Source organism: Mesorhizobium sp. FG116 (assembly GCF_057809835.1).
The window spans coordinates 58,995-79,183 of record NZ_JBMDKS010000020.1 but is presented as its reverse complement, the minus strand read 5'-3'; the positions used below and the strand labels follow the sequence as shown (position 1 = coordinate 79,183).

Sequence of the window (20,189 nt, the reverse complement as noted above, 5' to 3'; positions counted from 1 at the left end):
ATGATACGCACCGTCGCCACCAAACCTTATGACGACCAGAAGCCGGGCACGTCAGGCCTGCGCAAGAAGGTGCCGGTGTTCCAGCAGGAGCACTATGCGGAGAATTTCATCCAGTCGATCTTTGATGCCCTGGATGGTTTCGAAGGCAAGACGCTGGTGCTCGGCGGCGATGGCCGTTTCTACAATCGCGAGGTCATCCAGAAGGTGATCGGCATTGCTGCCGGCAACGGGTTCGGCAAGGTGATGGTCGGGCAGGGCGGTATCCTGTCGACGCCTGCCGCATCCAACGTGATCCGCAAGTACAAGGCCTTCGGCGGCATCATCCTGTCGGCCAGCCATAATCCGGGCGGCCCGCACGAGGATTTCGGCATCAAGTACAATGCCGAAAATGGCGGGCCGGCTCCTGAAAAAATCACCGACGCGATCTTCGCCAAGTCGAAGGCGATCAGAGAGTACAAGATCGCCGACGTAGGTGAGATCGACATCGACAAGATCGGCGCGGTAAAGGCCGGCGGCATGACCGTGGAGGTCATCGACCCGGTGAAAGACTACGCCGAGCTGATGGAAAGCCTATTCGATTTCAATGCCTTGCGAAAGCTTTTTGAATCAGGTTTCCGGATGCGTTTCGATGCCATGCACGCCGTTACGGGTCCATATGGCAAGGAAATCCTGGAGCGTCGTCTGGGCGCTGCAGACGGCACTTGCCGCAACTTCAAGCCGCTGCCGGACTTCGGCGGTCATCACCCTGACCCGAACCTCGTTCACGCCAAGCATCTCTATGACGAGATGATGAGCGCGGATGCGCCGGACTTCGGCGCGGCTTCGGACGGCGACGGCGACCGCAACCTGATCATCGGCAAGGGCATATTCGTTACGCCCTCGGATTCGGTCGCTATGCTTGCCGCCAACGCCACCGTGGCTCCCGGTTACAGGAAGGGCCTGGCCGGCATCGCACGCTCCATGCCGACCAGCGGCGCCGCCGACCGCGTTGCGGAAAAGCTGGGCGTCGGCATCTACGAAACGCCGACCGGCTGGAAATTCTTCGGCAACCTGCTCGATGCCGGCATGGCGACGATCTGCGGCGAGGAAAGCGCGGGCACCGGCTCCAACCATGTGCGCGAGAAGGACGGGCTTTGGGCGGTGCTGTTGTGGCTTTCCATCATCGCCGCGCGCGGCGAAAGCGTGAAGGAGATTGTGGAGAAGCACTGGGCCACCTATGGCCGCAACTATTATTCGCGTCACGATTACGAGGAGGTCGAGACCGAGCGCGCCAATGCGCTGGTGTCGGAACTGCGCGGCAAGCTGGCCTCGATGCCCGGAACCAAGGTGCGTGGTCTGACCGTCGAGAAGGCCGATGACTTCGCTTATCACGATCCGGTTGACGGCTCGGTCAGCGAGCATCAGGGCATCCGCGTGCTTTTCGAAGGCGGCTCGCGTGTCGTCTTTCGCCTGTCGGGCACCGGCACCAGCGGGGCGACGCTGCGCGTTTACATCGAGCGCTACGAACCCGACCCGTCAAAGCACGGCATGGAGACACAGGCAGCACTTGCCGACCTGATTGCCGCCGCCGATGACATCGCCGGAATCCGCAGCCATACCGGCCGCGACAAGCCGAGTGTCATCACCTGACCAATACGACCTACTCGGATAAATCCCCGCGTTTCGGCAGCCTTGTCCAGCAAGGCGGCGTGCGCTTTGCCGCGTGGTCCGGCGCTGCCGAGCGGATATGGGTTTCGCTCTTCGATCAGCAGGGCAAGCTCGAAACCGACAGGCTGGAACTGACGCCGGAAGGCGATGGCGCGTTCGCGCGGTTTGTGGGCGGCTTGCGGGAAGGTGCGCGCTACGGCCTTCGCGCTGACGGTCCCTATGCCCCCGAAGGCGGGCTCTGGTTCGACCCGGACAAATTGCTGGTCGATCCTTATGCAGTCGAGATCGATCGCCCCTATGCCTACGATACGCGCCTGACGGCGAGCGAGCGTGGCGTCGATACGGCGGTGCTGGTGCCGAAGGCGGTTGTGCGCGAACGCACGTCTGAAATCGCGCCCGCGCCGCCGCTTTTTCGACCGGGCGGCCTCATCTATGAAGTGTCGGTGCGCGCCTTCACCATGCGGCATCCTGATATTCCGGCTCACGATCGCGGCACGCTCCGCGCGCTCGCCCATCCCGCGATAATCGATCACCTTACCCGGCTCGGCGTGTCAGCCGTCGAACTGATGCCGATTACCGCCTGGATTGACGAGCGGCATTTGCCGCCGCTCGGGCTGGCCAATGGCTGGGGCTACAATCCGGTCACCTTCATGGCGCTCGACCCACGTCTTGCGCCGGGTGGATTGGCCGACCTTCGACACGCGGTTGCCGCCCTTCACGGTGCTGGCATCGGTGTCGTTCTCGATGTTGTCTTCAACCACACTGGCGAGAGCGATGCCCTTGGGACGTTGCTGTCGCTGCGTGGGCTCGACAGCCGGGCCTACTTCCGACACGCAGCGGATGGCCAGCTCATCAACGACACCGGCACCGGCAATACGGTCAATTGCCTGCATGCCATCGTGCAGGAACTCGTCCTGGACAGCCTGCGCCATTTCGTGCGCGAAGCGGGCGTCGATGGTTTCCGCTTCGACCTCGCGCCGGTGCTGGGTCGTATCGAAACCGGCTTCGATGCCGATGCTCCGCTGCTGCGGGCAATCCGCTCCGACGCTTTGCTCGGCAGTCGCATCCTGATTGCGGAGCCGTGGGACATTGGTCCGGGCGGCTATCAGCTCGGCAATTTCCGGCCGCCGTTTCTTGAATGGAACGACCGTTATCGCGACGACGTGCGGCGCTTCTGGCGCGGCGATGCCGGCACGTTGGGAGCGCTCGCGACCCGGCTCGCCGGCTCTTCGGACGTGTTTGCCAAAGCGGGTGCGAGTGAAAGCCGGACGGTCAATTTCATCGCGGCGCATGACGGCATGACGCTGGCCGATCTGGTTTCGTATCGACAGAAGCACAATGAGGCGAATGGCGAAGGCAACCGCGACGGCCACGACGACAATCTGTCGTGGAACAATGGCGTGGAAGGGGCAGCGACGGACCCTGAAGTTGCGCTGCGCCGCAAGGCCGATGTCGGCGCGCTTCTGGCGACGTTGTTTGCTTCGCGCGGCACGATCATGCTGACGGCGGGCGACGAGTTCGGGCGCAGCCAGCATGGCAACAACAACGCCTATGCGCAGGACAATGATTTGACGTGGCTCGATTGGTCGAGCCGCGACACGGAGATGGAGCGCTATGTTGCCGCTCTCTCCAGATTGCGGCGATCCGTTCCAGCCTTGAGCGAAACCGGCTTCCTGAGCGGTCATCCGGCAGTTGCTGATGTACCTGACGTCGAATGGCTGACCGAGGCGGGGACACCCATGCAGGAACATGAGTGGCGCGATGGGCGGCGTCTGGCCATGGTTCTGGCGACGGGAAAGCCGGGCGGCGGGCGGTTGGCGGTTGTCGTGAATGGCAACGACCAACCCGCCAAATTCGCGCTACCGGGGCGCGATGGCTTCAGTTGGACGGCTGCGCTCGAAGGCGGTGCGGCTGTGGACTCGCAACCGCTGGCGGGGCGAAGCGTGGCCTTCATGATCGAAAGAAAAGATGCATCCGATGGCGAACAGTGAACCGGCTTCATGGTGGCGTGGCTGCGCCATCTACCAGATTTATCCGCGCTCCTTCCAGGACACCACGGGCGACGGCAGTGGCGATCTGGCGGGCATTGCAGAACGGCTTGGCCATGTTGCCTCGCTCGGGGTCGATGCGATCTGGCTATCCCCGTTCTTCAAGTCGCCGATGGCCGACATGGGCTACGACGTGTCGGATTACTGCGCCGTCGATCCGATGTTCGGCGGCATCGAGGACTTCGACGCCGTTGTCGCGGAGGCCCATCGGCTCGGCCTCAAGGTAATCATCGATCAGGTGCTGGCGCACTCGTCCGACAAGCACCCGTGGTTCGTCGAGAGCCGCGCGAGTTGGGGCAACCCGAAGGCGGACTGGTATGTCTGGGCCGACGCCATGCCTGACGGAACGGCTCCCAACAATTGGCTATCGGTGTTTGGCGGGCCGGCGTGGGAATGGGATTCGACGCGTCGGCAATACTACCTGCACAATTTCCTGGCCTCGCAGCCAGCGCTCAACTTCCACAATCCGGAGGTGCAGGACGCGCTTCTGGACAGCGTGCGCTTCTGGCTCGATCGCGGCGTGGACGGCTTCCGGCTGGATACGGTCAACTACTACTTCCAGGATCGGCGCTTGCGCAGCAATCCGCCTCTCGCGACCAGTCCTGTCGACAAGGATGCCGAGGCGAATCCCTACCTTTATCAATGGCATCTGTTCGACAAGACCCGGCCCGAAAACATCGACTTCCTCAAGCGGTTTCGCGCACTGCTGGATCAGTATGACAACCGCGCCAGCGTTGGCGAAATCGGCGACGAGGACCGTTCGCTGGAAACGCTCGCCGCCTATACGTCGGGCGGCGACAAGCTCCATATGTGCTACACGTTCGATCTGCTCGGTCCCAAATTCTCGGCTGCCCATGTGCGCGAATGCGTGGAGGCTTTCGAACTGGCGGCGCCTGATGGCTGGCCATGCTGGGCCTTTTCCAACCACGATGTCGTGCGCCATGTGACGCGCTGGGCTAAGCCGGGGAGCGATCCGTCCGTTCTCGCCAAGTTTTCGATAGAGATGCTCTGTTGCCTGCGCGGCTCGATTTGCCTCTATCAAGGCGAGGAACTGGGACTGGAGGAAGCCGAACTGGCATTCGAGGATTTGCGCGATCCCTACGGCATCCGCTTCTGGCCGGGCTTCAAGGGACGTGATGGCGCGAGGACTCCCATGGTGTGGCAGCGCGATGAAGACAATGCCGGCTTCACAACGGGCAAGCCGTGGCTCCCGATTCCGGCTGGCCATCGGGTCAAGGCGGTGGATGTCCAGCAAGTCGATACGAACTCGATCCTACAGCACTACCGCGCGGCGCTCGCGCTGCGCAAAAATCACGCCGCGCTGAGGTCGGGCTCTATTCGTTTCCTTGATGCCGGAGACGATGTGCTTGCCTTCATCCGCGAAGGTGACGGCGAAAAGCTTCTCTGCGCGTTCAATTTCAGCGCTTCGGCGGCAAGTTGGACGCTGCCGAAGTTTTTGGGTGCTGTTACGGCGTTGGATTTCGCAGGCGCTAGCGCGACAGTGGACGGGAACAGACTGAAGCTTGCCGGTCTGTCAGCCTTCATCGGCACGATCGGCTGACGGCACGCCTCACTGCACCAGCACGGACCGGCCACAGCTTGCGCCGGTCACGCGGACATCGGCCTGGCCAAGGCTGACGCCGAGAAGGCCGAGAACGGAGTTGAGCAGCGTATCGACCGGTTCGGCGACACCGCTCAGCGTTTTCACCACTGCCGGTTTCACCGTGCCGAGCAGGCTGGTTACGTCGAGGCTGAGCCCGGCTGCGTTTACCGAAAGGGAAAGGTTGGAGACGAGCGATGTCGTAAGCGATTTTGCTGCATCGCGCGTCGAGACGGTCTTGACCTTCTTGCCGTCTATGTCGCTCCGGCTGAAGGTCAGGTTCTGCGGGGCCATGTTTTCAATGGCCACGAATGCCTGTCCCTTGATCTTCAGGAGATCGAGCGAAAGCAGGAGCAGCTTGATGCTGGCTTCCGCGATGGTGGCCTCGTGAAACGACTGCGGCCGCGTGAAGTCGGCAAAGCCGCTGGCATCGCTTTCGGCCAGCCTGAGGGAAGCAATGCCCGGCTGGGCAGCGACTGTTACCTTCATGCTGTCGGGCCGACCGGTTGGGCAACTGATGTCGGCAAGCCTCACCTCGGCATGCGCCACTTCAATGTGAAGCGGAAGCCTGACCGACAACAGCTTGATCCCTCCGCCAAGCGCCGAGGTGCCCGGACTGACGGTGGCGGTCAGCTTGATGCGCGTCTGGGCAGTGCGCACGACCGTGCCTGCTTCGCCGACCGCCAGCCAGGGTGAGAATTGCTCCGGTTCGCCTATGGCAAGGTCCAAGGTGACCGCCGACAGTCCCGGTATGGTCGCGGCAAGATCGACCTCGACCTGATGCGAACCGTTGGCAAGGGCGGCACCAGCGGTCAGCATGCTGAGCGCGTTCGCGGCCACGGTCAGGCCAGCGGGCTTCTGTCCGAGGCCGAGATTGCCGACTGGGCCGAGATCCACCAGATGCTTCAAAGGAACCTTGACCGTGTTGCCCGCGCCTGCCGCGATTGCCTGCAATGCCAGTTTGCTGGGACGATCCAGCCCCGGAACATTGGCCATGGCGCTTGCGATCTGGCCGATGGTGGCTTCGGACGCGAGCACGTCCGAATAGGTGCCTCCGGTCACATGCAACTGGGTGGCCAGTGCGTCGATGAAGGAGAGCACATCGATGTCCGCCGAGACGAGCGCGTTGTAGTCCATGACGTCGAGCTTGATGTTGCCGCCGACAAGCGCGCCCAATATGGCGTTGGCGATACCGCCGTCGAGTTTCAAAAGCCGCGATCCTACTGAAAAGGCAGCTTCAGCCTTGGCGCTGGCAATTGCCGTGGTGCCGAGAACCGGCGGCGCCATGATCGCGGTGCCGAAATAGAGATGGCCGATCTTGCGCATGGAAACTTTGACGGCGTTGTACGGTTGTTTCCCCGCCTCGAACCTTCCCGACGCGGCGACTGCCCCGTTGGCGGCATATCTTCCACGCAAAACTTCGACCACTGCTTGTCCTGACGACGGTTGGGTCGAACCTCCTGAACCAAGAAGGGTGACCGCGCCCATGCCATTGTCTGCGAAGGTGGCGAGCACGGCGGCGTCGGCCTTGTTGATGTTTGCAGCGGCTGTGATCGCAGCCAGGTCAACCAGCGACTGCGCGGCGCGGCGTTCGGTGTAGAGCGCGCCTTCGTCCACCGCAAAGGCGGTCAAGGTGATGGCAACCGGGGCGAAAAGCGCGGTCATCACGGCAAAATTGGCGTGCCTGCTGGATATTAGCTGCCGCCAGGATTCTCGTAGGCTCAACGTGATTTGTCGGTGCATCACAGGCCTCCGATCCTGATGGTGGACGCCCGCTCGATGGTCGTGTCCGGCATGACGAGACCATTGAACAGGCCCCAGATTGGCAGGCTGCTGGCGTCGTAGCTGAGCGAAACGACGAACTGGCTGCCGTCATTGGTGCTGTCATTTGCTTCGACCACCAGCTTGTGGGGATCGACGAAGGGATACTTGCCCGCATTGCGGTCGATGTATTCGGTGACCAGCGCCTCGCGTTCCGATGCCGACAGGCCCGCTATTGCGGTTCGCGCCGCGTCGGCCGCGAGTTGCTGGATGGAATGGCTTGCTCCGAAATAAATTCCATATGCAACCATTCCGAGCAGAACCAGAATGAGGATCGGCGAAAGGATTGCGAATTCAACGGCCGCTGTCGCTGAGCGATCATGCTGGAAATGGGAGATGCGAGCATTTGAAACGGCAGTGCGTAGCATGTTCAGACGCTATGCGGGCAGGTCCGTAAAAATCGCAAAGCAGAAATACAACCTTGAGTAGCATTCAAGTTGTGGCGGCTCCATGCCGCTTATGTCGGAGCGCGAGATTTCCCCCGCATCACGCAGCGTCATGCATGACTTTGTTGAAATAGGATTTGCGCGTGTCTAGTCTCCCCTCCACCAGCGACGGGAATGGGAGCCCGTCGCCTGCTTACGGAAACCGGACAATCCGGTTCCGGGGCACCAGTGTTCGAGAGGCGCTGTTTTATGCGCGCCAAAAGGGAGAGCTTCATGTTCAAGGGAATGCTAAAGGCGACTGTGTTCGCCACAACGATGGCTTTGGCCACTGGCGCGTTCTACACGCCCGCCTTCGCGGAAGTCGTCTACAACCGCGGAAATTCCGCCGACCCGGAATCGCTCGATCCTCACAAGACATCGACGGTTTATGAAGCACACATCCTGCGCGACCTGTTCGAAGGCCTTGTCATGCAGGACAAGGATTCGAACCTGATTCCGGGTGCAGCCGAGAGCTGGACCGTTTCCGACGACGGTACCGTCTACACCTTCAAGCTGCGCAAGGGTGGGGTCTGGTCGGATGGCAGCCCCGTTACCGCCGACGACTTCGTCTATGCGTTCCGCCGTCTTGAAGACCCCACGACCGGTGCCGAATACGCATCAATGCTCTACGTGGTGAAGAATGGCGAAGCGGTCAACACGGGCAAGGCTAAGCCGGAAGAACTCGGCGTCAAGGCCGTGGACCCGGAAACCTTCGAGGTCACGCTCAATGCGCCGACGCCTTATTTCCTTGAGATGCTGACGCACCAGTCGAGCTATCCGGTCAACAAGGCGGCAATCGAAAAGCTTGGCGCCGACTGGATCAAGCCCGGAAACCTGGTGTCGAACGGCGCTTATACGCTGGCCGAATTTGTTCCCAACGATCACATCAAGCTTGTCAAGAATCCCAAGTTCCACGACGCCGACAACGTCAAGATCGATACGGTCAACTATATCCCGACCGAGGACCGCTCCACGGCCATCAAGCGCTTCGAAGCCGGCGAACTGGACTCCAACGACGACATTCCGACCGAACAGATGGCCGAACTGAAGGCAAAATTCGGCGACCAGCTCCGTATCGGGCCATATCTCGGCACCTACTACTATTCGATCAAGACCGACAAAGCCCCGTGGGACAATGTCGAATTGCGCAACGCCATCTCGATGGCCATCGACCGCGATTTCATAGCTGAGAAGGTTTGGCAAAACTCCATGTTGCCGGGCTACTCGATGGTTCCTCCCGGTATCGAAGGCTATACCTCTGCAATGGCCAAGTTCGCCGACATGTCGCAGATCGACCGCGAGGACGAGGCGAAAAAGGTGCTTGAGAAGCTTGGCTACACGCCGGAAAAGCCGCTCAAGATGGAAATCCGCTACAACACCTCGGAAAACCACAAGAACACGGCTGTCGCCATTCAGGAGCAGTTGAAGCCGCTTGGCGTCGAGGTGACCTTGCTCAATACCGACACCAAGACGCACTATTCCTTCCTGGAACAGAAGGGCGATTATGACGTCGCCCGCGCTGGCTGGATTGCGGACTACAAGGATCCGGAAACCTTCCTCGGCATTTCGCGCAAGGCGAGCGGCAACAACTATTCGAACTTCAACAATCCAAAGTTCGAGGAATTGATGGACAAGGCGGCTGCGGCCGGTGGCAATCCAGCGGAACGCATGAAGGACCTGTCGGAAGCCGAGCGCGTGCTGATTGACGATGTCGGCCAGATTCCGATCCTGTATTACTCCTACAAGAACCTCGTTTCGCCGAAGATTCACGGCTTCGACGAAAACGTCATGGACGTTCATCCGACTCGCTTCATCAGCAAGGACTGACGGGACTGGAGCCGCCGTTTCTGAAGAAGCGGCGGCTCATTCCTTGCAAGTGAGGAGGGCCGGTTGTGCTGCTCTATGTATTGAGGCGGTTGCTGACCGCCATACCCACGCTGTTCGTCATCGTGACGCTGGCATTCTTCCTGATCCGCGTGGCTCCGGGAGGGCCGTTCAATCAGGAGAGGGGACTAAGCCCGGAGATCAAGGCCAATCTGGAAGCCCAATTTGGACTGAATGATCCGTTGTGGCTGCAATACGGCAACTACCTCAAAAATCTGCTGCACGGCAATTTCGGTCCTAGTTACAATCTGCCCGACTTCACCGTCGGCGAGTTGTTCGCCAAGGGCTTGCCGATTTCGGTTCAACTCGGCGCGTCCGCATTGATCCTTGCCCTGATATTGGGAACGCTGCTGGGAACCGTTGCGGCGCTGAACCAGAACAAATGGGGCGACTATTCGGTGATTGCGCTGGCAACCGCCGGCAGCACCATTCCGACCTTCGTCATTGCGCCCATAATCCAGCTCGTTTTCGGGTTGAGCTGGAAGCTGCTGCCAATCGGCGGCTGGGGCGACGGCGCGCTGCTCAACAAGATCGGGCCGGTGCTGACGCTCGCGCTGCCGCAGATCGCCATCGTGGCGCGCCTGATGCGCGGCTCGATGATCGAATCGCTGCGTTCTCACCACATCAGGACGGCGCGCGCGCTGGGGCTCTCCGACTGGTCAGTGGTGGTGCGGCATGCTTTGCGCGGGGCGGTTTTGCCGATCATTTCCTTTACCGGTCCGGCGGCGGCAGCATTGTTGACGGGCTCGATCATCGTCGAGACGATCTTCGCCATACCCGGTATCGGCCGCTATTTCGTCGATGCGGCGCTCAATCGCGACTATACGCTGGTGATGGGTACGGTTGTGGTGATTGCCCTGTTCACGATCGTCTTCAACCTGATCGTGGACATCATGTACGCCGTGGTCGATCCGAGGGTCCGCTATGACTGATGCCGTCATGGCCGCGCCGGTAGCCGGACGATCCTTGTGGGGCGACGCGTGGGCGCGGCTCAAGGCCAACCGCGCCGCAATGTTCAGCCTGTACTACCTCATCGCCATGGCGGTGGTCTGCGTTGTCGGGCCCTATTTCGTTCCGCACCAATATACGACCATCTACGCCGACTATGTGCGCACTGCGCCCAGCCTTTCCTCCTATCCGAAAGCCGACATGATCGAAACGGCGCTGGCCGAGGCGGTCAAGCGCATGCGCGTCGATGTGAAGGAATGGCACCAGGAGGGTGAACGCGTATTCGTCACCGTCGCCTCGTCAAAGGCGGTCGATGAGCGCAATGCGCGCTATCTCGACCGGTCCGACACCTTTGACGACGCCAAGGTGGAGGGCAAATCCGCCGATGGCCTGGAAATGACCATGAGCGCGTCGGTCAAGCAGCAGTATTTCTTTTTTGGCACCGACAATACCGGCCGCGACATGCTTTCGCGCACTTTGATGGCGGGCCGCATCTCGCTCGCCATCGGCCTTTTGGCGGGTTTTGTGGCCGTCACCATCGGCGTCGTCTACGGAGCGACTGCCGGCTTCGTCGGCGGCAAGACCGACGAGGTGATGATGCGCATCGTGGACGTGCTCTATTCGCTGCCGTTCATTTTCTTCGTCATCATGCTGGTGGTGTTTTTCGGCCGAAACTTCGTGCTGATGTTCCTGGCCGTGGGAGCCGTGCTGTGGCTGGACATGGCGCGCATCGTGCGCGGCCAGGCGCTGTCGATAAGGCGTCAGGAATATGTGCAGGCGGCAGAAGCGCTCGGCGTGCGCACGCGCGGCATCCTGATGCGCCACGTGATCCCGAACCTGCTTGGTCCGGTCGTCATCTACATGACGTTGCTCGTGCCGCAGGTCATCATCCTTGAGAGCTTCCTGTCGTTCCTTGGACTGGGCGTGCAGGAGCCGATGACGAGTTGGGGCGTGCTGATCTCGGTCGGCGCCAAGAACATCGGCACGGCAAACTGGCTGCTCTTGTTTCCGGCATTCTTCCTTGTTTCAACGCTGTTTGCGCTGAATTTTGTCGGCGACGGCCTGCGCGATGCCCTCGACCCGAAGGAACGTTGACATGGCGAGTGGCGAGAAAATCCTCGAGGTGAAGGACCTGCGGGTGCGGTTTCGCACGCTGGACGGCGTGGTCGAGGCGGTGAAGGGGATAAACATTCACGTCGACGCTGGCGAGACGGTGGCGGTCGTCGGCGAGTCCGGCTCCGGCAAGAGCCAGACCATGATGGCGGCAATGAACCTGCTTGCCTCGAATGGCGAGGCATCCGGCGTCGTGGACTATCGCGGACGCAACCTGCTCACGCTGAGCAAATCGGAGCTGAACAAGGTTCGCGGCCGCAAGATCAGCATGATCTTCCAGGAGCCGATGACGTCGCTTGATCCTCTGTATTCGATCGGCAGCCAGTTGATCGAGCCGATCCGCCATCATAGGGGCTTGAGCGTTCCGGAAGCCCACAAGGAGGCGCTGCGCCTGCTGAAACTGGTGCAGATTCCCGATCCGGAACGGCGCATGAAATCCTATCCGCACGAGATGTCGGGCGGCCAGCGCCAGCGCGTCATGATTGCCATGGCGCTGGCAAACGATCCCGATATTCTCATTGCTGATGAACCCACGACTGCGCTCGACGTAACCATCCAGGCGCAAATCCTGATGCTGCTGGCGGAATTGCAGCGCAAGCTCGGCATGGCGATTGTCTTCATCACGCATGATCTCGGCATTGTCCGGCGGTTCGCCGACCGGGTCTATGTGATGCGCAGCGGCGAGGTGATCGAGGAAGGCGAAGCGGAGGCTCTCTTCGCCAATCCGCAGCACAGCTATACGCAGATGCTGCTGGCGGCCGAGCCCACCGGTTCCAAATCTGCGCCTTTGCCGAACGCACCGGTGCTGCTCGAAGGGCGCAATGTCGAAGTTGCGTTCAGGATCGGCGGCGGCTTTCTTGGTGGGCCGCCTTTGATGCTGCGTGCCGTCGACCATATTTCCGTGCGGCTGAAGGAAAACCAGACCATCGGCATCGTCGGCGAATCGGGTTCGGGCAAATCGACTTTGGGCCGCGCGCTGCTGAGGCTGTTGCCAAGCGACGGCGTCATTCGCTTTGGCGAGCACGATATTTCAAGCGCCGACCGGCAGGCCATGCGGCCGCTGCGCCGCGAACTGCAACTGGTGTTCCAGGACCCGTTCGGCTCGCTGTCGCCGCGCATGACCATCGGGCAGGTCGTGACCGAAGGCCTACTGGTTCACGAACCGGATATCAGCGCCAAGGAGCGCGACCAACGAGCGGTCGCGGCGCTGAAGGAAGTCGGCCTCGATCCGGACACGAGAAACCGCTATCCGCACGAGTTTTCCGGCGGCCAGCGGCAGCGCATCGCCATTGCGCGCGCCATGATCCTCAAGCCGAAGGTGGTGGTGCTGGATGAGCCGACTTCGGCGCTCGACCGGTCAGTGCAAAAGCAGATTGTCGACCTGCTGCGCAAACTGCAGGCGAGCCACAACCTGTCGTATCTCTTCATCAGCCATGATCTTGCGGTGGTGAGGGCCATGGCCGACTACATCATCGTCATGAAGCAGGGAAAGATCGTGGAGGAAGGGCCGACAGAGGAAATTTTCAGCAGCCCGCGCGATATCTACACGCAGACGCTGATGGCTGCTGCGGTTGATTCCACGCGCTTTCGGCTGAGCGCCTGAGGCGATCCGGAAAGCGCAGATTTTTCAGGGAATTGTTCTGGTCGGAGTGGCAGGATTTGAACCTGCGACCCCATCGTCCCGAACGGGGGAGGCGGCCAGCAAAGGCGCTGATTTCCGGCGTTTCCTATTTCGATGAAGTGCCATTGTTCACGTTTGTTTCTGGCTTTTCTGTGGGGTTTCTGTGGGGAGAGGCCGGTTTGTTCCCCGTCCGTTTGGCGGCAAGAGGAACGACGTTTTTCGGAAGTCGCCGCGTGTTGGCCTTCGACGTGATCGCCTCGGCAGCGTCGGCCTGATAATCGGGATGATGGTGGCCGTAAGTCGCTATCAGCACGTCGACTGTCATGCCAAGGAAACCCGCTGCCGACCATACATCCGCGCCCTGCTGCATCAACCAAGTCGCGGCGGTATGCCGGAAGATGTGGGGCGTCACGTCCTCGCCAAGGCCTGCTTCCGTGCGGACGCGGCGGAAGGCCTTCTTGATCGACTGGACTGGCTTGCCGTTCCACTCGACGACGAAGTCATGGGCAATCATGCGGCCGAGGTTTTTGCTCTTGCCGCGGTTCTTCGTCTTGATTTCCAGCGGTGTGCGCGCCCAGCGGCGCAGGTGGGCAACAAGCCGATCCGGCAGCTTGACGGGCGGTTGGCGTTTCTTGGTTTCCCGCACGCCCTGTGCCCGGCGATAGAACACACCGCGATCGAGATCGACATGGCCGCGACCTTCAGTGGGCTTCATGGCCGCGTTGCAGATCGCGGCCGAGCGGGTGCCTGTGTAGAGCGCGACGAGGATGAAGCGGGCAATGTGCCTGCCGGTGCGGCGATCGCTGTCCTGCCCCTTCCATTTCTGCTTCATGCGCCATGCTGACCACAGCAGGCGAGCGGCTTCGTCGCGGGTCAGCCAGCGCTCACGAGCCTCCGGCTTGCCCGGCAGGGTGATAGCCGGCGCCGAGGTGACATAGCCTTCCTTGTGGTAGTAGTTCACTGCCGCGCGCAGGTCTTCCAGTTGGCGCCGCGCGGCCGCTCCATTGCCGCGAGCCTCTGCATAGTCGCGGCAGAGCTTGCCGTTGATATCGCCGAGCGTGCGTTCGCCGAACCACTCGAGGATGGAAACAAGGCGCGCGCCTGTCTCGCTCGGCTTGGCGTGGGTGGGGGCAACGTCCTTCAGGTAGACGTTGACCGCGTCGGCTATCTCAACGGAATCGGGGTCGCGGCCGCGCTCTCTGGCCGGCTGGTATTTTTCGTTGATGTAGGCTGCGAGTGCTTTTTCAGCGCGTTCGCGGTCGCCAGAGCCGCCGCAAGCGCTGATGAAGGTTGCCCCGTCGCGGATGAACCACCCGGCCTTGCTGCGCAGGGAACCGTCCGATTTCCGGCTTTCGTCGCGCCAGACGAGCCTCGCCCCTTTCGCAGTCCTCGGCATAATTCCCTCATTTCGGCAATCGCGGCCAAGGTGACGTATTCCTTGCCGGCAATCAACTCCGTCACCAATCGACCAGCGTCGCGCTCCTTGCGCAAGCCGGGTGCGCCCATCGATCCATCCGGAAACGCGATCTGCGCTGCAATTTCAAGCCGCAGCGGCGTCGCATCGGTGTAGTTGTCCGGCAGTTTCACGGTTTCACCTTCCGGATGGCGTTGCCGCTGGTGACGGTGCGGCGACCCTCCGAGAACTCGATCAGGATGGAATTGAAGTTCTTCGGCGCAGGCTGGCCGAATACGACGATTCTTGCAGGCGAGGGCGGCATGCGCCTGCTGCGCGCGAGGATCCGGCACGGCCAACCTTTGCGGCCGTCCCGATCCCAGCGGTAGATGTAGGGCTGTGTTGTTGCTTCCTCGACCAGTAAAACATTGGTGTTTATCGTGACGTTGGCAACAGAGAAGCCTTGCGGAGGCGTGATCAAAGGATGAGTGTGAGGTTCCGACGCGCCATTGGGGGACGCGTCGGAACACCAATCCCCAAGTGACCAAGACACAAGGAGACTGTTTGAAATGGCAGAGCAGAAGGGCGGAGGGGGCTCCTCGACTGGAAAGTCGTCAAATCGGCCAGGAACGGGTTCGGTCAAGAGTGAGACTGCGAATACAACCCGATCGCATGGCAACCAGCCGCCGCCGAGCAGCGGGGGTAAGAAAGGAAAATAGCAATGACTGAGATGATGCAGGTTGAGGACGCTGATGAACGCGTCTTCAAACTTCGTCATATGGCGCTGCGCAATGCGCTGTACCATTTGGCCAGGAGACGGTTCCTTGATGGGATCAACCGCTTCTTCAACCTGATCATCATCTTGGGTGGTACGGGTGCTGCAGCAGAAATCACACGTGGCAGCGGGATCGCCTCGCTTGTGTTGGGTGGTGTAATTGCGCTGACGGGAGCCTTGCAGTTGGTCTTCGACTACACCGGGCGCGCCAGGATGCACGAAATCCTGCAACGCCGATATTTCAATTTGATGGCGGACATAGAGTGCGCTGTAGAGCCGTCTCCCGAAGAATGCGCGCGCTGGTACAGTGAGTTCTCGCGAGCGGCTGCTGACGAGCCGCCGACCATGCGGGCGCTTGACGCGATTGCAGACAACCAGGCTACTTTCTCGCTTAAGGGTGGCGACAAGCCGCGGCTGCAGGTCACGCTTTGGCAATCTATTACGCGCCAATTTTTGGCTCACAATGGTGGCGCATTCGCACCCTATCCCGTGCCGGCCAAAAGCAGCCCTGGTGACAACTGAGCTATCAGCCATCGATAGCCTCAAGGCTCTTGCCATCGGCCGAGGTGCGGAACGGAATGCCGTTCGACCAGTGGCCCATGGCGACCGTGACCCTGCGGCCTTCAGGCTCGATGTCGCCGGCCATTTCCGCGTAGCGGCGCGCGAACTCGTCCATGCTGTCCATGGTCGTTTCGAAGTCGCTTTCTTCGGCAAACCAGTTCGCGGTTTCGATCGAGGCGGCAGGCGGTGGTGGCGCTGATGCGGTGCCGGTGAACATGTCGATGGTGCCGCCATCGCTCGGGCCGGTCAGCGACCAGGTGCCGTCCGGCATGAGAAGGATATCGACCTCGCCGCGGTCCTCATGCCACATGAACTTGACGACCGTGCCCGCCTCGATCATGCCGGCGACGGTCTTTTCATCGTCGTCATCGGCATAGATAACCGTGACGCCGTTTTCGTTGGGCGCCAGCCATGCGCGCGGGGTCTTGCGCCCGTCTGGCATCGCCTCGTCCAGCAGGAAGTGTGGCCACCATACACGGGTGTGGGAGAAATCAGGCATCGGCTTGCCCTTTGACATGTTCAATGGCCTTGTCGGGATCGGCGGTACGCCAGTCCGGCCACGTGCGCTTTTCGTTGCGCGCCTGTTTTGCAATCCACGCCTCCACGATGGTGGAAGGTTCGTGGCCGGCGCGCAAAGCCCCGTCGAATGCAAGGATGATCACGTCGATCCACTCGCGAAGGTCCGCCGGATCGGCCTCGATCTCGGTCAATTCCTTGCGGATATGGTCGAGCACGCCCTTGGTTCGCGCACCGGGGCCAAATGTCTTGGCTGAAAAAGCCTGCTGACGTGTGAGGTGTGCGACAACGTCGAGATGCTTGCGAAGCGCTTCGCGCGCGTCACGCGCCATCTGCTGGTAAGCGTTGCTCGCCTCGAGCAGATCGGTGACGCGCTGGACGCGCGCCTGCTCGCTTTCGTCGCGGCAGTTCAGCAGGTGCATGATCCATCGGGCCAGATCGTCTTTCGACTTGTTCATGAGCGACCGGTGCGTGACCGTCGAGAGGACTTCGAAGATGGCCATATCAGCGAGCCTCCTGCCGGGCAGGATTGGGCTTCGTGGGTGACCACTTACCGTGGGCTTCCATGTCGCTGTGGGAAAGGCGTTGGCCCACACACTTTGCCGTGCCGACGTATTCCATTCGACCATGCGAATTAAACTGGAAAGCCTCGACGTAGCCCTTATCCACCAGCTCCTGCATGGCGACTTCGGCGCGGTCAGACAGGACGCTTTCAGCGCCGGTGCCGCCGATCTTCACGCTTGTTCGTTCGCCCCACGAAAACCAAGCCGAGATCAAGGCACGGGCGTCCATCGAAAGATCGGAGGGCTCTTTCATCACACCCTCATCGGCATCAGGACGAAATAGGGGCAGTTGTCGCCGGCGTCGGCGGGCACGATGCGCGAAGGCGCTGCGCCATCGCCAAGCTGGAACACGACATTTTCGGCGTTCACGGCTGCCAGCATGTCGAGGCAGTAGCGGCCGTTGAAGCCGATCTCGACCGGTTGGCCTTCCTGCATCACAATGTTCAGCCTGTCCTCACCGCTGCCGGCGTCCGGATTGTTGGTGGACAGCGCCAGTTCGCCGTCGCCGAAGCCGAACTTCACCGCGCTGCCGCGCCCGGCCGAGATGGTGGTGACGCGATCGACGGCGGCGGCAAGCGAGGCCTTGTCGACAAGATACCGGTTCGGATTGGCCTGCGGCACGACGCGCTGATAGTCCGGATAGGTTCCGTCGATCAGCTTCGAGATCAGCACCGTGCCGTCCGCCAGCGTGAACGAGACGCGGGTGGCGCTGACCTCGACGGCGACGTCGCCCTTGTCAGGCAGGATTTTCAAGACGGTGTCGACCATCTTCTTCGGCAGGATGATGGCGGGCAGGTCGGCCACGCCGGCAGGCAGCGCCGCCGTATAGGAGGCCAGGCGATGCCCGTCAGTGGCGACGGCGACGAGAAGATCCTCGCTGCCGCGACGGTGCCAGTGGATGCCGTTGAGGTAATAGCGCGTTTCTTCGCTCGAAATGGCGAACTGGACAGTCTGGAACATGCGCGCAAGCGTCTCGGCCGTCAGGCTGAAGTTTGCCGGCATCTCGGTCCGGTTCATGGCAGGGAAATCGGACGGCGGCAGGCATGGCATGCGGAATTTCGAGCGGCCGGCCGAGATCGCCCAGTTCTGCGCGTCGCCGGTCAGTTGCACCTCGCAGCCTTCCGGCAGCTTGCGCACGATGTCGTGCAGGTGAGCCGCCGGCAGCGTGGTGGAAACGGCCGGCCCGGCAAGCTGGCAGGGACGGCTGGTCTTGATCTCCATGTCCAGATCGGTGGCGGTCAGGGAAAGCGTGCCAGCCTCGGCAGCAAGCAGGACGTTGCCGAGGATGGGAATGGTGTTGCGGCGCTCGACCACGCGCGTGGCGAGCAGCAGGGCGGGAAGCAATGCCTCCCGCCCGATCACGATGGTCGAGGCCTTACTCATGCCGGCATCTCCGGCGCGCCCTCGAAGGTCGGCAGGGTGGTGAGCCGTTCCGCCTCGAACAGCGATCCACGCACGAACTCGGTGATGACCAGGTCGGGCCGATAGATGTCGTAGAACCAGAAGATGTTGCCATCCTTGACGCGGTAGCGCAGCCTGACCGGCACACGCACCTTGTCGCCCATGAAGAACGGCGCGATGTAGAGCATGAACAGGCCGGGCACCTTGAGCGGCTGGCCGGCGGCGTCGGTGTGGGTTTCCTCAAACTGGATCGTGGCTTCGCCGGAATTCAGCGTCTGCGCATTCTTCACCTTGGAATCGACGCGGACGTTGAGGCCGCGCGACAGTTCGATCAGTTGATTGGGTGCCGCGATCCTGGTGCCGAACTGGGTTTCGTAGAGCGCCTTGTCTTCCTCGGTCGGGCTGGAGACCTCGAGGATGCGGTCTTCAAGAAACCAGGCGAAGTCCTGCTGTTTCATCGGCTGGCCGTTCATTTCCATCCACTTCTTCCATTCCTCCGAAAGCGGGAAGGCATAGTGAATGCGATGCTTGCCGTTGTCGGCTTTGCCGCCGTTCTGCAACTCGTGATAATCGACGACCGTGGTGAAGGCTGGCTTGCGCCAGTCCATGTCGGCGAAGATGGCGCTGTTGTCGGTCTTGTGCCGGTTGGTCAGCGTGCAGAAGCTGTCGAAGGTCTGGACGTTGGCCGTGCCGGTCTTGCGGGTGGGAAACTGGCGATAGTCTTCGATCAGGAACTTGATTGACTTGGCGGCGGGGACCTCGCCGCGGTGCAAGGCGACGGGAACCTTTGCCGGGACGCCGGGATCGCCGGTTACGTTATCGATGTTGACGATCTCGACGCCTTTTGCCTGCGTTCCAAGATCGGCCATGATGCCGAGATCAACGGCAAGAGGCGGGAGCATGGGCTCGGCTTGCAGTTCGGTGGTGGCGGCTTTGTCGGCCATGACAGGATCCTTTCATGGGTTGGGAAAAAGGTGGATGGCCGGGCATTCGAAGCGACGTGCTGATCCGCGACTACTGGCCCGGCCGCCGGCTCACGCCGGTTCGGTGCGCCGTGCCTCGCGCGGCCCGGCGAACATGTCGGTTTGCTGGGGATGCTCGGTGGAAAGCGAGCCGTCATCCATGACCCAGTAGAACGAACGCGGGCGGGAAGGCTTCGGGCGCTTCGAGTCGAGGGTGCATTCGATCTCGACCGCACCGTTCTCGACCTTGAGTTCCACCTTCAGGGTGACTGAACCCTTGACTGCGTTCTTCGGCCGGTCACCGGCAAGCTCTTTCAGTTTCGCCAGCGTCTCGGTGATTTCGGTGCCGAGAGACGAGGCAAGCTCGCCGCCTTCCAGCATGCCGATGATGGTCTGTCCGTCGCGGATTTTCTTCATGGTTGGTGTCCTCGCCTAGAAAGGAATCTCGTCGTCCAGGTCGCGATGCCGCGTCTGGCCGGAGTTGTTTGATTGAGAGGGATTGCGCTCGGAACGGCCGGTCTGGCTGCCGTAGTCATCCGGGTCGCGGTTGGGCCGTTCGGCCTTGTCGAGCAGTTGAAGCTCGCCGCGGAATTTCTGCAGCACGACTTCGGTCGAATAGCGCGTCTGGCCGGACGGGTCTTCCCACTTGCGGGTTGCCATCTGGCCCTCGACATAGACCTTCGAGCCCTTCTTCAGATACTGCTCGGCGATCTTGGCGAGACCTTCATTGAACACGACGCAAGTGTGCCACTCGGTGCGTTCCTTGCGTTCGCCGCTGTTCTTGTCGCGCCAGCTCTCGGAGGTGGCGAGCCGGAAGGTGACGACCGGGTCGCCCGCGTTGGTGCGGCGGATTTCCGGGTCGGCGCCAAGGTGGCCGATCAGCATGACCTTGTTGAGACTTCCTGCCATGG

Annotated in this window: 19 protein-coding genes; 8 read left to right on the top strand and 11 right to left on the bottom strand. The window is 61.4% G+C overall.

Features of this window, described 5'->3' with window-relative positions; genetic code table 11:
• Genes ACODTY_RS16275 through bglA form a run of 3 tightly spaced genes read left to right on the top strand, consistent with a single transcriptional unit; the run spans position 1 to position 5,256 of the window.
• Positions 1 to 1,629, top strand: coding sequence for an alpha-D-glucose phosphate-specific phosphoglucomutase (locus tag ACODTY_RS16275; protein WP_488995259.1), 1,629 nt, complete (start codon positions 1 to 3; stop codon positions 1,627 to 1,629).
• Positions 1,626 to 3,638, top strand: coding sequence for a glycogen debranching protein GlgX (gene glgX / locus ACODTY_RS16270; protein WP_488995269.1), 2,013 nt, complete (start codon positions 1,626 to 1,628; stop codon positions 3,636 to 3,638). Before ACODTY_RS16275 ends, glgX begins: the two co-directional genes overlap by 4 nt.
• Positions 3,625 to 5,256, top strand: coding sequence for a beta-galactosidase BglA (gene bglA / locus ACODTY_RS16265; RefSeq protein ID WP_488995258.1), 1,632 nt, complete (start codon positions 3,625 to 3,627; stop codon positions 5,254 to 5,256). Before glgX ends, bglA begins: the two co-directional genes overlap by 14 nt.
• Before the next feature lie 9 nt (positions 5,257 to 5,265).
• Here the strand turns inward: bglA and ACODTY_RS16260 are convergent, their stop codons facing one another.
• Both ACODTY_RS16260 and ACODTY_RS16255 read right to left on the bottom strand, forming a co-directional pair.
• The gene (locus tag ACODTY_RS16260) at positions 5,266 to 6,960 is read right to left on the bottom strand and encodes a TadG family pilus assembly protein (RefSeq protein ID WP_488995257.1); all 1,695 of its coding nucleotides are present in this window, start codon (positions 6,958 to 6,960) and stop codon (positions 5,266 to 5,268) included.
• Positions 6,961 to 7,037: 77 nt separating this feature from the next.
• Positions 7,038 to 7,484 carry a TadE/TadG family type IV pilus assembly protein gene (locus ACODTY_RS16255; RefSeq protein WP_488995256.1) on the bottom strand — a complete coding sequence of 149 codons (447 nt, stop codon included), beginning with the start codon at positions 7,482 to 7,484 and terminating at the stop codon, positions 7,038 to 7,040.
• Positions 7,485 to 7,775: 291 nt separating this feature from the next.
• On the opposite strand from ACODTY_RS16255, the gene ACODTY_RS16250 reads away from it, so the two are divergent.
• The 4 genes from ACODTY_RS16250 (at position 7,776) to ACODTY_RS16235 (ending at position 13,089) form a co-directional block, all read left to right on the top strand.
• Positions 7,776 to 9,368: a peptide ABC transporter substrate-binding protein gene (locus tag ACODTY_RS16250; RefSeq protein WP_488995255.1), complete on the top strand. Its 1,593-nt coding sequence runs from the start codon at positions 7,776 to 7,778 to the stop codon at positions 9,366 to 9,368.
• A 65-nt stretch (positions 9,369 to 9,433) separates the two neighbouring features.
• On the top strand, positions 9,434 to 10,357 hold the full coding sequence (locus ACODTY_RS16245; protein ID WP_488995254.1) for an ABC transporter permease subunit: 924 nt from the start codon (positions 9,434 to 9,436) through the stop codon (positions 10,355 to 10,357).
• Positions 10,350 to 11,468, top strand: coding sequence for an ABC transporter permease (locus ACODTY_RS16240; protein ID WP_488995253.1), 1,119 nt, complete (start codon positions 10,350 to 10,352; stop codon positions 11,466 to 11,468). Before ACODTY_RS16245 ends, ACODTY_RS16240 begins: the two co-directional genes overlap by 8 nt.
• Position 11,469: 1 nt before the next feature.
• Positions 11,470 to 13,089: an ABC transporter ATP-binding protein gene (locus ACODTY_RS16235; protein ID WP_488995252.1), complete on the top strand. Its 1,620-nt coding sequence runs from the start codon at positions 11,470 to 11,472 to the stop codon at positions 13,087 to 13,089.
• 124 nt (positions 13,090 to 13,213) lie between these two features.
• On the opposite strand, the gene ACODTY_RS16230 is transcribed toward ACODTY_RS16235, so the two are convergent.
• The gene (locus tag ACODTY_RS16230) at positions 13,214 to 14,503 is read right to left on the bottom strand and encodes a tyrosine-type recombinase/integrase (protein WP_488995251.1); all 1,290 of its coding nucleotides are present in this window, start codon (positions 14,501 to 14,503) and stop codon (positions 13,214 to 13,216) included.
• A 187-nt stretch (positions 14,504 to 14,690) separates the two neighbouring features.
• Positions 14,691 to 14,981, bottom strand: coding sequence for a hypothetical protein (locus ACODTY_RS16225; protein WP_488995250.1), 291 nt, complete (start codon positions 14,979 to 14,981; stop codon positions 14,691 to 14,693).
• 240 nt (positions 14,982 to 15,221) lie between these two features.
• Here ACODTY_RS16225 and ACODTY_RS16220 point away from each other — a divergent pair, with 240 nt between their 5' ends.
• On the top strand, positions 15,222 to 15,797 hold the full coding sequence (locus tag ACODTY_RS16220) for a hypothetical protein (protein WP_488995249.1): 576 nt from the start codon (positions 15,222 to 15,224) through the stop codon (positions 15,795 to 15,797).
• A gap of 4 nt (positions 15,798 to 15,801) precedes the next feature.
• Here ACODTY_RS16220 and ACODTY_RS16215 read toward each other — a convergent pair whose 3' ends face one another.
• From ACODTY_RS16215 to ssb, 7 genes are all read right to left on the bottom strand, one after another.
• Entirely contained in the window at positions 15,802 to 16,353 is a 552-nt protein-coding gene (locus ACODTY_RS16215; RefSeq protein WP_488995248.1) for a hypothetical protein, read from the bottom strand.
• Entirely contained in the window at positions 16,328 to 16,855 is a 528-nt protein-coding gene (locus tag ACODTY_RS16210) for a dATP/dGTP pyrophosphohydrolase domain-containing protein (RefSeq protein WP_488995247.1), read from the bottom strand. The genes ACODTY_RS16215 and ACODTY_RS16210 overlap by 26 nt, the downstream gene beginning before the upstream one ends.
• A gap of 1 nt (position 16,856) precedes the next feature.
• Positions 16,857 to 17,168 (bottom strand): hypothetical protein, encoded by a 312-nt coding sequence (locus ACODTY_RS16205; RefSeq protein ID WP_488995246.1) that lies wholly within the window; start codon positions 17,166 to 17,168, stop codon positions 16,857 to 16,859.
• Positions 17,168 to 18,298, bottom strand: a complete 1,131-nt coding sequence (dnaN, locus tag ACODTY_RS16200; protein ID WP_488995245.1) for a DNA polymerase III subunit beta — start codon at positions 18,296 to 18,298, stop codon at positions 17,168 to 17,170. The genes ACODTY_RS16205 and dnaN overlap by 1 nt, the downstream gene beginning before the upstream one ends.
• On the bottom strand, positions 18,295 to 19,260 hold the full coding sequence (locus tag ACODTY_RS16195; protein ID WP_488995244.1) for a DUF2303 family protein: 966 nt from the start codon (positions 19,258 to 19,260) through the stop codon (positions 18,295 to 18,297). Before ACODTY_RS16195 ends, dnaN begins: the two co-directional genes overlap by 4 nt.
• Before the next feature lie 90 nt (positions 19,261 to 19,350).
• On the bottom strand, positions 19,351 to 19,695 hold the full coding sequence (locus ACODTY_RS16190; RefSeq protein WP_488995243.1) for a hypothetical protein: 345 nt from the start codon (positions 19,693 to 19,695) through the stop codon (positions 19,351 to 19,353).
• Positions 19,696 to 19,710: 15 nt separating this feature from the next.
• Complete coding sequence (ssb, locus tag ACODTY_RS16185; RefSeq protein WP_488995242.1) at positions 19,711 to 20,187, bottom strand: single-stranded DNA-binding protein; 477 nt, start codon at positions 20,185 to 20,187, stop codon at positions 19,711 to 19,713.
• Positions 20,188 to 20,189 lie beyond the last annotated feature (2 nt).